Genomic DNA, 12,416 nt, shown 5'->3' on the forward strand with positions numbered 1-12,416 from the left:
CTTGACAAACAAGCCGAAAATAGCTAAAATTATAGACTATTTTAATATTATTAACTTATACAAATGGAGTTTAATTCTGAGCAAAACAGTCAAAAGAAAGGATGGAACTGGAGAATAGTTAACTATTTTCTAAGCAATCCGCAGATTACATTATTGCTATTTTTGATGCTGGTAATTATGGGCATCGGTAGCTTTTTCTCTTTAAGGGTGGAAGGCTTCCCCGAGGTTAAGGTTCCTGTCGCTATTGTTACAACTGTGGTGCCTGGCGCAGGTCCGGAGACTGTTCAAAATACTGTCACTGGTCCTTTAGAAGATGCTTTTAAAGACTTGAAAGGCGTAAAGGATGTCAGTTCTTCTTCTCAAGCTAACTTTTCTACAATTGTAATTAATTATGACGATAGTTCGGATCTGAATGTTGCTGTTCAGGAAGCCCGAACCAAGGCAGCAGCTGTAAATTTGCCGGACGGCGTGCAGGAGTCGAATATTTTTGTTCCAGAAGTCTCTGGTGCTCCTTTCTATGTTTCTGTGTCCGGTGGTACAGATTTGATTACGCTCCGCAACGATTCTGAAAACTTAAAAGCGAAACTCTTGGACATTAAAGGCGTTAAGAGTTTTACCGAAATTTCTGGAATTGAAGAAAAGATCTTTGTAGAATTGCCGCCACAGTTCCAGCTGCCTCAGGTAATAGAGCAGATTAAAGCCGCCAATATCGGCTTTCCTTTAGGTGAATCTGTTATAGATGGCAAGCGCGTTCAGGTAGTCGGCAAGTCTGGAGTAGCGTCGCTGGAAGATATTCGCGCTATCCGCATTAATCTTCCTCAGGTTGGACCGCAGGCTCCTCAGCAAGTTGCTTTGGCAGACATTGCCCAAGTATATTTAGGAGTTGATTATGGTGATAAAGTCCACCGTGTTGGGTATTTGGACAAGGATGCGAATCAGTTCAAAATTCAGCCAGCTGTATTATATGAAGTGCGTTTAGATAAGGACGCTGATATCTTGTCGTTGAATAAGGAAGTGGAGAAAGTTGTACATGATACTAATTCTTCCAACAGTAAAATCGATTATGCCATTGTCTTTAACCAGGCTGATCAGTCGCAGCGCCAGGTAGACGAAATTATTGAAGGCGCTGTGGGCGGCAAATGGGGCGATAACCCTATTGGATATGTTGGAATTTTGTTTGGTGGCATGTGGCTATTGGTTATCGGCATGCTGTTCTTCTTGGACTGGCGCACTGCGCTTATCTCTACGCTTGCCATTCCGCTTTCGTTTTTGGCTACTTTTATTGTTTTAAATCTCGCGGGTATCAACTTGAACACGCTGGTATTGTTTTCTCTGGTTTTGGTGCTGGGTCTTATTGTTGATCCGGCTATTGTGGTGCTGGAATCCATTCGCCGTTATGTTGACATTGGCTATAAGGGCAAAGCTGCAGTGCTTAGGTCTGTGGAAGTAATCGGCTATGGATTGTTTATTGCTGTGGTTACCTCGATGATCGTATTCGTGCCATTTGGCGTGGTGTCTGGTACTTTTGGCGAAATTATCAAGTATATCCCATGGACTGTATTCCCAGCACTGACTGCTTCCTATTTTGTTCCATTGATCTTTTTAACTTGGCTTGGTGCTAAGTTTATTAAGCCTGTTCCGGGAGCGGAATTGCGGGATGAGGACGATATCCATACGCTATGGCCGCTGGCGCGCTGGTTTATTCGCACCAACCGTTACATCCTCAAGCATCGCTTTATACAGATTTTAGTTATCGTTCTTGCTTTTGCAATTCCGATCGGCGTTACCGCGGCATTATTCGCCACCAATGAGGTTCGCCAGGTTCAGTTTGCTCAGCCGGATGATTCGGAATTCTTAAGCCTGTCTATTCCGCGCCCGACTAATCAGACTTATCGCGACTTACTGATTCAATCTACAGACGTAGAAAATATCTTAAAGAATTACTCTGGAGAAATTAAGACTTTCTTCTACCAATCTATCGATGGCAGCGGGGATCAATCGACCATGAGCGTGTTTATCGAGCTTCGCTTGTTAGAGGATCGTGATCGCAAGAGTCCGGAAATTGCCAAATCTATCCAGAATGACTTGCGTGCAAAGTTTGGGGAACAGGCGACTGCTTCCGAAATCGGGGCAGGTCCGCCATCTGGAACCTTCCCGGTTAGTTTAAAGATTTTTGAAAATGATTCCACCAAGCTGGCCGTGGCGAGTAATCGTATCGCCGAAGAATTACGCTCTTACCCAGAAGTAGATTTTGTGGTTACCGATTACCAGACTCAAAGCAAAGAGTTGGTTGTTAAGGTGGATCCTCTCAAGGCAGCCAGTAATGGCTTATCAGCGCCGGCTATTTATGGCCAGGTTGCGGGTTTGCTGGGGGAGACTACTCTGTATCGTTTGGAAGGCACCGATGTAGTTTTGCGAGTCCCTCAGGATTCTAAGCCGGCAACTAAGGAAGCGTTACTGTCTAGCTTGGTATTTGGTACCAATGGCCCTGTAGCCTTGAACCAGGTGGCTGTGGTAGAAGAATCAAGCGTGCCATCTTCCATTCGCAGCTTAAACGGCGAACGCTACGCCAGCGTTAGCGCCACCGTCAAGGATGCGCGCGACTCCATTAATATTCAGCGCAAGATTACAGATTGGGCAAAAGCCAACACCGCGACTTTGGGCGTTAATGACCGCGCTTTCGACGAACGTGCTGGCGTTGATGAATTCGAAAAGTCTTTCCAGGAGCTATTCTTGGCAATCTTCCTGGCGATATTAGTTAGCTATGTTGTCTTTGTACTGTTCTTTAAGAGCTTTGTTCAACCCTTTATTATCATATTCGCTATTCCGTTAATCTTGATTGGCGTATTTCCAGCGTTAGCGTTCTTTGCCGGAGGTCAGTTTGGCTTCTTGGAAATTATAGGAATTTTGATGGTAATTGGTATTGCTGAAAATGTCGGCATCTTTTTAATCGATTATGCAAACCGAAAAATAGATGAAGGCATGGATAAGAATGAAGCCGTGGCAATTGCGTCTGGTATACGTTTGCGTGCTATCATCTTAACCAAAATTACGGCGCTCGCCGGGTTAATGCCTTTGGCGGTATTTTCTCCGTTTTGGCGAGGATTGGCGGTGGTAGTTATCTTCGGAATCTTAAGCTCCGGCGTTCTATCTCTATTTACCACTCCTGTTTTGTATAGCTGGTTTACCCGTGTAAAGAAACCTAAAGGCGTTCTGCCCGGCGAAGAAAACCCAATAGCTTTGCCTGGCGCGGTGCCTTCTTACGACCATCCAACCAATCTGCCTCCGAATTTGCCAGTATAAATAAAAAAGACCGGTTATTTCTGGCCGGTTTTTTTGTTGACAAATTTCTTAGAGAGGAGCTATTATGAGGAGTCGTTCGAAAATTATGGAGGAAGAAATATGATGATTCTTAGCGCAATCCTTGCTGCTATTTGTCTTGGATTAATAGTTTTAATCTGGGATATCCAGAAAAAAAGAAAAAAGGATAAAGAGTATTTGCAGGAAGCTATCTTCCTGTCGTGGATCCGGGAAACCGAGATCCAATGCCGCAAGTCCGCTTATGTCCATAAGCGGGTTCCGCCTTTGGTGGAGCCTGCGGAGAATGCAGAAAATGGCATTAAACAAATAAGGATTTATAAACCAGGTACGGATGATACCGAAAAAGTTTTACTGGCTGCTATCAATATTAATTTCCAAAGAGAAAGGCGCGAGGTGAATATAGGTTGTAGCAATATTGTTGCCTATAATCACCTAGAACGCTGGCCCATTAGCGGCGGCGAGTGGAGTCCTCTGACTTTGATCAAGAATGAGCTTTGGAAATATTTCGATAAGGATCCGAATAGCGATAGCACTTATGATTTTAAACAAATCGCGTCGGATTCGTCGGAGCAGGTAATCGCTAGAGCCTCATAGCTAATTTTGCCATCTGGCAAATATGCCGGTCGATATAGTTCGGCCACCCGCATCGTTTGATGCGGTTTTTATTTTATGCTCCAGGCATAGTTCTCCGAATTCGATTTTACCGCCGAGCTTAGAAATTTTATCTTCTAGAATATTATTTAAGGAAAGCGCCGATGAGTTCGTTGCGTATCCATTGATGAGTAAAAATTTTGCATCATCGCTCAGCAGGGAGACGCAGGTTTCTAAAAGCTTCGGCAGGTCCCGGTTGAACTTCCAGGTCTTGCCAGAAGGGGAATGGCCAAAAGCGGGCGGATCCATAATTACTCCGTCGTATTTTTCGCCGCGCTTTAATTCTCGTTCGGCAAATTTAGCCGCATCATCGAGGATCCAGCGAATGCTGTCTTCCGCAAACTTGTTCGCCAGCTGATTTTCTTTTGCCCAGCCGATAGAAGGCTTGCTGGCGTCCACATGAGTGACTTTATGTCCGACCCGGGTAAGGACCATACTGGCTCCGCCAGTGTATGCGAAGAGGTTGAGGATTTTTAGCTGCCGTCCTTGCCTGGTGGCTTCTTGAACAACTTCGGTCATCCATTCCCAGTTGGCGGCCTGTTCTGCGAAGATCCCTGTATGCTTAAAAGGAGTGAGCTTGGCGACCAGTTTTACATCAGGCTTAAAGTAAATTTCCCACTTTTGTGGTACGGAGTTCTTTTTGCTCCATTTGCCACGTTCGCCGCTGCCGACAAAAACCGCGCTGGCTTTGTCCCATTCCAGGGCGGGCAGGCTCTTGCTCCAAATCGCTTGCGGATCGGGCCGTTGGAGGCGCACTGGTCCCCATTGCTCCAAGCGGTAACCATCGCCAGTGTCTAATAATTGGTAGTCTAAAAACTGTTTGAATGATTCAAGTTTCATATTTTAAATAGTAACATAAAAAACCCTTGCGGGTTTTAGTGGTGGGTTCGGTGGGGCTCGAACCCACGACAAATGGCTTAAAAGGCCACTGCTCTACCAACTGAGCTACGAACCCGTAACTAGTTTAAATACTCAACAATTTTAGCTTATATTGGCATTTTTTTCAAGTCCCAGGTTGTGGTAGAATGGAGTTGTATTATTCTAATCTTCTTATTCATGAGAAAGACTAAATATATAGCTTTTGCAGCAGTAATTATGGCTATAGTAGGGGTATATCTTATTGCAATAGAAAGCGATAACTCGAAGGATCAAGAGGTAAATTTTGTGCAGCCTACCGTTAGCAAGCAACCTGCCGAAGAAGTGGAACCCGCTCCATCAGAAGGAAACAAGGTATATGCAAAGAAGCGAGGCTGTCCGGAAGAGTGGATATCTAATCAGATGCCAAGGTCTGTAGAGCCAGGATCTCAGAATGAACCGCCGTCCGAGTATTACATAGTGGATGGCAAGCGAGCTGAATTAACCGAGTATGATACAGCCTGGGTTGAACAAAATTGCAATATTAAAAAAGAAATAGTTTATTAATTAATCAAATATATGAATAAAGCAAGATACATTTTGGTTTTACTGATAGCGCTTACTCTAGCGCCTATCTCTTTAGCTAAGGCAGATGAAGCTCAAAATCGTTTGCCGTTCATTCGAATGTATAATTCGAAAATCAACGACCACTTTTATACTACTAGCGCAGCAGAGGCAAATGCTGCTGTTAGCAATCATGGCTATTCTATTGAAGGACAGCTTGGGTTTTTGTCCCCAGTGCAAGAGTCAGGGACCAAGCCGGTCATTCGTATGTGGAACCCTCGGGCGTTGAAGCATTTTTACACCACCAGCACTGCCGAAGAGGCGAGCGCTAAGGCTTCCGGTTTTATAACCGAAGGGATAATGGGATACATACAGCACGAAATGATTGGCAGCGGGCAGTCGATGCCATTTGTATCGGAAAATAAATGGTCCTTATATCGAATGTATAATGGCTCAGCCAGTAAGCACTTTTATACCATCAATAGCGGGGAAATGAATAGCTTGCTATCACGGGGTTATCGCATGGAAGGAATAACTGGGACTTTGTATAGGTCTAATTCTGATCTGCGCATTTGCCCTCGCGAATGGATACTCAATTCTATGCCCGGTGTTGTGGGTTCTGATTTTGTTCCTAGAGAATATTACATCTTTGACGACGGACGTGACGAACTGTTTAATTACGACAACGCGTGGATTGCCGCTAATTGTGGGATTACTCGCCAGGAAGTATTCTAAAAAAACAAAAACCGCCGAATTACTCGGCGGTTTTTTTAGTTGTTTTCTATCTTTTCACTTTCTGTGGTAGAGGCATTTTCCGATTCTTGTTTGACGGCTTTTTTTGTTGTCTTCTTCACTGCTTTCTTAGCAGCAGTTTTTCGAGCCGGTTTTTTGCCCTTTTCTCCTTTTGGTGTCGGAGGGTTTTCTTTCCAGGCCTTGTAAAGCTCGCTTACTTCTTGTTCGGTTTCTGGCTTCTTGTTTAGAATTAAAGTACAGTCCGGCCAGCGGGTGCAGGCATAAAACGGTTTGCCGCGGCCGCGGCCTTTCTTTTCTACGAGGTCGCCTGGTTTTGCTTTGCGATCCTCTGTGTCTAAACAGAGAGGGCACTTAAAACCAGTCTTATTGTAAATTTTAGAAATACCTTTGCATGTCGGATAGTCGCTGCAGCCAAGGAAGAACCCAAAGCGGCCGCGGCGGACGTTCATAGGCTTATCGCAGATCGGACATTTTTCGTCTTTAGTCTTTTCTTCTAAAGCAGCGATTTGAGCAGCTTCTTCCGGCATTGGCTGGGTGACTTTGCTGCCTTCCTGCGGGCAAGCCAGGAACTTGCCCATGCGGCCGTATTTGATCAGCATCATCTCTCCGCAATGAGGGCAAGGAGTGGTAGAAACCTCAATCTGTTTTTCTACCTCTTTTTCCTTTTGGGCTAAATGCTCCTTAAATGGACCGTAGAAATCTTCGATAACCGGCACCCACTTAAGTTCGCCTTCGGCGATCTTGTCGAAGTCTTCTTCGATTTTGGAAGTGAAATTAATGTCGACAATTTCCGGGAAGTTTTCTACCAGCATGTCCGTAACCAGGTAGCCTTCGTCCGTAGGCGCGTATTTTTTATCTTCCTTGGTTACATAGCCCCGCTCCTGAATGGTGCTAAGAGTTGGTGCGTATGTAGACGGGCGGCCTACGCCGGCAGCTTCCAAAGTTTTTACCAAAGTCGCGTCCGAATAGCGGGCAGGCGGTTCGGTAAAGTGCTGGATAGGGGACAGTTCGTGCAGCTTGAGGATTTCTTCTGCTGCAAGCTCTGGCAATACACCTTCTATTTCGTCTTCATTTTTTTCGTCGGTACCCTCAGTGTAAGCGCGAATAAAGCCGTCGAACTTAACGACCTGCCCGTTAGCGCGGAAAGTGTATTTATCTGCTGCGCTTGCCGACCCAGCAGCAATGTCCACGCCGGTCTGGTCGAAAATAGCTTGCTGCATTTGGCAGGCAACGGTGCGCTTCCAGATCAAATCGTATAGCCGGCCTGCGTTGCGATCGCTGCTGCCTTTAAAATTATGCGGTAACAAAGAAAGATCGGTTGGACGAATCGCTTCGTGCGCTTCCTGTGCGCCTTTGCTTTTATTGGCGTAATAGCGCGGCTCGCTTAGAGTATACTGCTTGCCGAATTCCTGCTCTACAACTTCACGCGCCTGAGCCAAGGCAGATTGCGCCAAGTTTAAGCTGTCGGTACGCATATAAGTGATGAAACCGTTTTCGTATAGGCCTTGAGCCACAGCCATGGTTTGCTTGGCACTAAAGCCTAGTTTGCGGGCAGCTTCCTGCTGCAAAGTAGAGGTAGTGAATGGGGGAGAAGGATTGCGTTTAACTTCCTTTTTGGTAATATCGATTACTTTGTAAGTGCCGCCTTCTAAATCGCCGGTGATCTTTTTTGCGTCGGTCCCGTTATTGATGCCCATTTTGCCGACTACTTTGCCGTCGATTTTAGAAAGCTTGGCGGTAAAGATTGGCGCTCCGCTTTGTTTAGAGAGCTGCGCTTCTATAGACCAGTATTCTTCAGCTTTAAAAGCCTGAATTTCGCGTTCACGCTCTACTACCAAGCGCACAGCTACGCTTTGTACGCGACCAGCCGATAAGCCATAGCGGATTTTACGCCACAGAAATGGAGAAAGTTCGTAGCCTACTAGGCGGTCTAGTACTCGGCGTGCCTGTTGCGCGTCGACTAAATTAAGGTCAATCGCGCGCGGGTTTTGCAACGCATGGTCGATGGCGCCTTTGGTAATTTCGTGAAAAACAATGCGCTTGAGCTTCGGGTCATTATATTTCATTCCCAAAGCTTCTACTAAGTGCCAAGAAATGGCTTCACCTTCGCGATCTTCATCAGTCGCTAATATAATAGAGGAGGCGGCCTTGGCCATCTTCTTTAATTTCGTAACCACTTCCTTAGCCTTCGGAGGAATGGCATAAACCGGTTCGAAATTGTTTTTTACATCAATCGAAATCTTTGATTTTGGCAGATCGCGGACATGGCCAAAACTGGCTTCCACTTCGTATTCGGAGCCTAAAAATTTAGAAATTGTTTTCGCTTTAGTAGGCGATTCTACTATAATAAGTTGCTTGGCCATAAAAATTTAATAAGTACAAAAGGGAGTTTAACGGAAATGTTGCAGTCTTGTCAAATTGTGTTAGAAATGTTATGTTAATAAACTATCAATAGGAGGACGTATGGAAATTAAGTGTCAAAATTTTGAATCTCTGATCAACGAGGTAAAGTTAGGCCGAAAGCCTGCAAAAGAAACAGATCCGGATGTGCTGCGAAAAGCTGCTCAAAGCCTGTGCGAACATATAATTAAAGAAGTAGCAGAGGGGGTGAGGAAGGATCGAAGATACGTTATTGTTCAGGTCAACCTCGACGAAGACCCTATTTACGGGCAGGTTTGGAAAGACGTTGAAAAAGTCTTAAAAGCTGAGGGCTATCCCGTAGCGGACAGGAAGCGAGACATTTTGTTGCCTCATTTTGTATTTGATCTTTCTCAAGTTAAAGCGTAACCATGTGTTGCGTTTTTATTTTAGCAGCCTTGATTAAATCCTAACTTTCTGTTATTATAGCAAGTCAATTCATATTGATTAAAATATTGGAGGAGGAATAATTCTGTGAGCAATCAAAATAACAAAATTTCCAGCTTGAGTCAGTGTGTTCAAGTCATGTTTAGGGAGTATCCAGACAGTGATCCAAACACCACTATTTGCGAAGTCGCAACGGATAAATACCTAATTAACTTTCGTGACGTGAACGATTCTGAAATAATAATTTCGCGTTGGGATGCTAAGGACACCGCTAAGCCCTGGGAGATTTATTATCAGGATTTGAGAGACATCTTTGCGCAATTCACAGCTCCTGCTTTAAGGGGTGTAAGCTTGAACACATTTAAGAGAGGCGGGATGGTCCACAGCTTTACATTTAAGCTTGCATCCGGTCAGATATTTTTTAACAGCGGCCATCTTACGTTAAGGTCGGTTAAGAATCAGGACGACTTGATTGCCGAGATTAAAAAGTTCGATAAGCTTTTTAAAGTTTGAATTTAAACGCAGCATATGTTGCGTTTTTTATTTTGGAGAATAAACCTGAGGCGCTGACTGGTAAATAAGATTTTTTAATTCCAAAGATGTAATTATTATCGATAACTGGGCCGGACTAAAGCTTAAGCTTTTTGCCAAGTATTCAAATTCTCCCTTGTTACAATTTATGCACTCCCATACCGATTGCTCATCCGGCTTTAATTTTGGCACAGCGCCTGAGATAGGGTCGATTCCCAGCTCAAACAACAGGTCGTCTGCGCTGCTTAATAGTGCAGCACCTTTTTTGATTAGTTCATGCGGGCCAAAGCTTAGTTGAGAAGTTATGGAACCGGGTACAGCCAAAACGCTCCGGTTATAATCTGCGGCAAAGTCTGCAGTAAACAGCGCGCCGCTCTTTTCGGCCGCCTCTATAATTACCGTGGCTTGCGAAAGGGCGGCGATAACTCTATTGCGGGCAATGAATTGATGCTTCATGGCTTCTGCTAGTGGCGGGTATTCAGAAATTATTAACCCGCTGCTTTTTAAAATCCGCTGGGCTAGCAAATAGTGTTCTCTGGGATAAATGGAATCATTATCAATACCGCCGCCAAGTACAGCTATGGTCGGAAGATTATGTTTTAGAGATTCATCATGAACAGAAGCATCAATTCCAAAAGCCAATCCGGAGATAGTAACAACGCCATGCTCGGATAAGCCAGAAATAATTTTTTCCACTACAGACTTTCCATAGCTGCTTGCTTTGCGGCTGCCGACTATTGCCACGGATTTGGAGTTTAGCAGCGATGAATTGCCACGGCAGTACAGAACTAGCGGGGGATCGGGAATGCTATTTAGAAGTTCCGGATATTCATTTTCGAAAATATTGATCGCATGAATGCCTTTTTTCTTTAAAAGTTTGATGAACTCTGTAGCTGAACCGGCATTGTAATTCTCTAAAAACTTTTCTGTTTGAGCAGGTGTTAGAAGAAGGTGCTGGCAAAAGGATTTCAAATCTGGATCATTTAAATTGAGGTCGTGATGTAATTGTGGCCATTGTCTAAGCGCTTCGACTAGCTGCGGGCGTATGCTGCTTACAGACTTAGCTAATATATAGAGTAAAAAGGTGAGATGGTTCATATAATCATAATCCCAATTCCCCAGTAAAATCCTGTTTAATAAAACCTCAAGTTTGGCTAAATGTATGAATTTGTTAGGAAATAAGCTAAAAATGGCCTTGTTCAAGCATATTATACCCTTGACAAAAAGGGTGAATTCGTGTATAATATGTTCACAAGCTTGAATAGGGATGAACGAGCTTTTAAAATTTGTCTTCAGCATCCTGCTTGCAAGTCGCGAATACATACATCATCCCTCCTATTGTATGTTACTAGCGGTTAAGTAGAGCTGTTTGGGCGTATGCCTGCCAGTTCTCACTTGTAGGTGGGGTAGTAAAACCGCGCAGCGATTTATGCAGCGCGGTTTTTGATTTGCAAAACACAAAACCGCCTGCTGGCGGCTTTGTTTCGGTTCCCAAGGAACTCATAGAATAGCTTGTCGTGTGCATCATACCACACACATGAATCCCTTTCAAGGATGGTGGACCGGACGGGAATTGAACCCGCAAAGAATAAGTGACAAGCTATTTTTATCCATCCAGGAAACCGGCCCACATACTTTTATGGTCGCATAATAAGGTTCAAATCCACTTTAAGAAGCTATAAAGTTTTCTATAAGCCTAGCGGCTCCGGGCAGGACTTTTTCTTCCAAAACTTTCATTTCTTCATCTGTAAATTTTTGAAGAACAAAGTCGGCGGTTTCGATAGGGGAGCCAGCTTCACGTGATTCCACGCCGATGCGAATGCGGTGAAAGCTTTTTGTACCAAGCTCGTCTATAATGTTCTGCACGCCATTTTGGCCGGCGCTGCCTGAACCGTCTGTAAATTTAATTTTTTCAAAGTCCAAGTCTTTGTCATCGTGAACCACCAGCAAATCGTTAGCTATATCTATCTTGTAAAAATGAGCGATCTCCTTCACGACTTCTCCGGACAGGTTCATAAAGCTCTGCGGCTTTACTATAAAAACCTTTACGCCATTTTCATGATATTCGCAAACTTGAGCATTGAACTTGCTTTGGCAGCTAATGGCTTCATGGTTTTTTAAGAAATAATCCACTGCTAAAAAACCAGCGTTATGCCGGGTTAATTGGTATTGTTTTCCAGGATTTCCTAAACCTACGATAATTTTCATAAAGCTATTATAGCAATTTTAGCAGTCTGGGTTAATGACCATTGACGATTTTATTTTGCGGAGAGATAATATAAAAAAATCCACCGGAGGCAATATGGCGCAAATTTTTGTTCGACAGGCTCAGTCACCTAAAGCTAAATCGAGAAAAAAGAAGATCAGATTTGCGGGCGGAGTAGTTCTGCCAAAAACCTTCTTGGTTATCTGGCATAATCAGCACGATGACAAAGTTGTCATCAAGCATCAGTCCATGGTTTGCAACGAAGATTGCCAGCATCCAAACAGTCTAATAACAGCTGTGAACTTGTCCGAAGTTTCTGTCTATTTTTGTTTCCTGCCTATGCACGAGCAAATGGAAGCATACACCCAGCTCATTAACTTGATTGCAAAGACCAGTCATCAGGCTATTTCTGAGCAGGGCGGAAAGCTTCTGCCCAGCGCGCTGAAAAGGTTTTATGTCAGAGCGATGAAGTTTTTTAGGGGTCTTAGCGCAGGGAGCTTTGTAACAGATGTGTTCATCAAAAAAGTTCTGCAGCTAGTGCGGACCATCTGGAGACATGGCCAAAATTACCTGGACTATAGCCGCCGGAATCTGGCTGCAAACACACCGGCCGAGTCGTTAGAACTGCAATCTGCGACGCCGTACATATGTTGAATTATAACCGCCTTCTTCCGGCGGTTTTATTACGCCGGTATTGACCAAAAAGCCTAGAAATGATATAAACTAGAGT

At 44.2% G+C, this 12,416-nt stretch carries 11 protein-coding genes and 2 tRNA genes; 7 read left to right on the forward strand and 6 right to left on the reverse strand.

What is annotated here, in order from left to right; genetic code table 11:
* Positions 1 to 63: 63 nt before the first annotated feature.
* On the forward strand, positions 64 to 3,303 hold the full coding sequence (locus IPM19_00390; protein ID QQS23018.1) for an efflux RND transporter permease subunit: 3,240 nt from the start codon (positions 64 to 66) through the stop codon (positions 3,301 to 3,303).
* 99 nt (positions 3,304 to 3,402) lie between these two features.
* Positions 3,403 to 3,915 carry a hypothetical protein gene (locus IPM19_00395; GenBank protein QQS23019.1) on the forward strand — a complete coding sequence of 171 codons (513 nt, stop codon included), beginning with the start codon at positions 3,403 to 3,405 and terminating at the stop codon, positions 3,913 to 3,915.
* Here IPM19_00395 and IPM19_00400 read toward each other — a convergent pair whose 3' ends face one another.
* Both IPM19_00400 and IPM19_00405 read right to left on the reverse strand, forming a co-directional pair.
* Entirely contained in the window at positions 3,916 to 4,812 is an 897-nt protein-coding gene (locus tag IPM19_00400; protein QQS23020.1) for a class I SAM-dependent methyltransferase, read from the reverse strand. It lies immediately after the preceding gene.
* A 39-nt stretch (positions 4,813 to 4,851) separates the two neighbouring features.
* A tRNA-Lys gene (locus tag IPM19_00405) sits at positions 4,852 to 4,927 on the reverse strand.
* Positions 4,928 to 5,028: 101 nt separating this feature from the next.
* On the opposite strand from IPM19_00405, the gene IPM19_00410 reads away from it, so the two are divergent.
* Both IPM19_00410 and IPM19_00415 read left to right on the forward strand, forming a co-directional pair.
* Positions 5,029 to 5,394: a hypothetical protein gene (locus IPM19_00410; GenBank protein QQS23021.1), complete on the forward strand. Its 366-nt coding sequence runs from the start codon at positions 5,029 to 5,031 to the stop codon at positions 5,392 to 5,394.
* Between the two features lie 12 nt (positions 5,395 to 5,406).
* Complete coding sequence (locus IPM19_00415) at positions 5,407 to 6,126, forward strand: hypothetical protein (protein ID QQS23022.1); 720 nt, start codon at positions 5,407 to 5,409, stop codon at positions 6,124 to 6,126.
* A gap of 35 nt (positions 6,127 to 6,161) precedes the next feature.
* Here IPM19_00415 and topA read toward each other — a convergent pair whose 3' ends face one another.
* A complete protein-coding gene (gene topA / locus IPM19_00420) occupies positions 6,162 to 8,507 on the reverse strand; it encodes a type I DNA topoisomerase (GenBank protein QQS23023.1) in 2,346 nt (781 codons plus the stop codon).
* A gap of 100 nt (positions 8,508 to 8,607) precedes the next feature.
* Here topA and IPM19_00425 point away from each other — a divergent pair, with 100 nt between their 5' ends.
* A complete protein-coding gene (locus IPM19_00425; GenBank protein QQS23024.1) occupies positions 8,608 to 8,931 on the forward strand; it encodes a hypothetical protein in 324 nt (107 codons plus the stop codon).
* Positions 8,932 to 9,036: 105 nt separating this feature from the next.
* Positions 9,037 to 9,462 carry a hypothetical protein gene (locus tag IPM19_00430; GenBank protein QQS23025.1) on the forward strand — a complete coding sequence of 142 codons (426 nt, stop codon included), beginning with the start codon at positions 9,037 to 9,039 and terminating at the stop codon, positions 9,460 to 9,462.
* A gap of 27 nt (positions 9,463 to 9,489) precedes the next feature.
* On the opposite strand, the gene dprA is transcribed toward IPM19_00430, so the two are convergent.
* The 3 genes from dprA to IPM19_00445 all read right to left on the reverse strand — a co-directional run bounded on the left by dprA (position 9,490) and on the right by IPM19_00445 (position 11,688).
* Positions 9,490 to 10,578 (reverse strand): DNA-protecting protein DprA, encoded by a 1,089-nt coding sequence (gene dprA, locus IPM19_00435; protein ID QQS23026.1) that lies wholly within the window; start codon positions 10,576 to 10,578, stop codon positions 9,490 to 9,492.
* 457 nt (positions 10,579 to 11,035) lie between these two features.
* Positions 11,036 to 11,109, reverse strand: a tRNA-OTHER gene (locus IPM19_00440).
* Positions 11,110 to 11,148: 39 nt separating this feature from the next.
* Positions 11,149 to 11,688, reverse strand: a complete 540-nt coding sequence (locus IPM19_00445) for an aminoacyl-tRNA hydrolase (GenBank protein ID QQS23027.1) — start codon at positions 11,686 to 11,688, stop codon at positions 11,149 to 11,151.
* Between the two features lie 94 nt (positions 11,689 to 11,782).
* On the opposite strand from IPM19_00445, the gene IPM19_00450 reads away from it, so the two are divergent.
* On the forward strand, positions 11,783 to 12,340 hold the full coding sequence (locus IPM19_00450; protein ID QQS23028.1) for a hypothetical protein: 558 nt from the start codon (positions 11,783 to 11,785) through the stop codon (positions 12,338 to 12,340).
* Positions 12,341 to 12,416: the final 76 nt, after the last annotated feature.

The organism is bacterium, from assembly GCA_016699995.1.
Lineage (GTDB): Bacteria > Patescibacteriota > Doudnabacteria > UBA920 > UBA920 > UBA920.

Coding starts and splice junctions, on each gene's coding strand:
- IPM19_00450 (QQS23028.1), top strand. CDS start 11,783: ATGGCGCAAATTTTTGTTCGACAGGCTCAGTCACCTAAAGCTAAATCG.
- IPM19_00425 (QQS23024.1), top strand. CDS start 8,608: ATGGAAATTAAGTGTCAAAATTTTGAATCTCTGATCAACGAGGTAAAG.
- IPM19_00395 (QQS23019.1), top strand. CDS start 3,403: ATGATGATTCTTAGCGCAATCCTTGCTGCTATTTGTCTTGGATTAATA.
- IPM19_00445 (QQS23027.1), bottom strand. CDS start 11,688: ATGAAAATTATCGTAGGTTTAGGAAATCCTGGAAAACAATACCAATTA.
- IPM19_00390 (QQS23018.1), top strand. CDS start 64: ATGGAGTTTAATTCTGAGCAAAACAGTCAAAAGAAAGGATGGAACTGG.
- IPM19_00410 (QQS23021.1), top strand. CDS start 5,029: ATGAGAAAGACTAAATATATAGCTTTTGCAGCAGTAATTATGGCTATA.
- IPM19_00415 (QQS23022.1), top strand. CDS start 5,407: ATGAATAAAGCAAGATACATTTTGGTTTTACTGATAGCGCTTACTCTA.
- IPM19_00400 (QQS23020.1), bottom strand. CDS start 4,812: ATGAAACTTGAATCATTCAAACAGTTTTTAGACTACCAATTATTAGAC.
- topA (QQS23023.1), bottom strand. CDS start 8,507: ATGGCCAAGCAACTTATTATAGTAGAATCGCCTACTAAAGCGAAAACA.
- dprA (QQS23026.1), bottom strand. CDS start 10,578: ATGAACCATCTCACCTTTTTACTCTATATATTAGCTAAGTCTGTAAGC.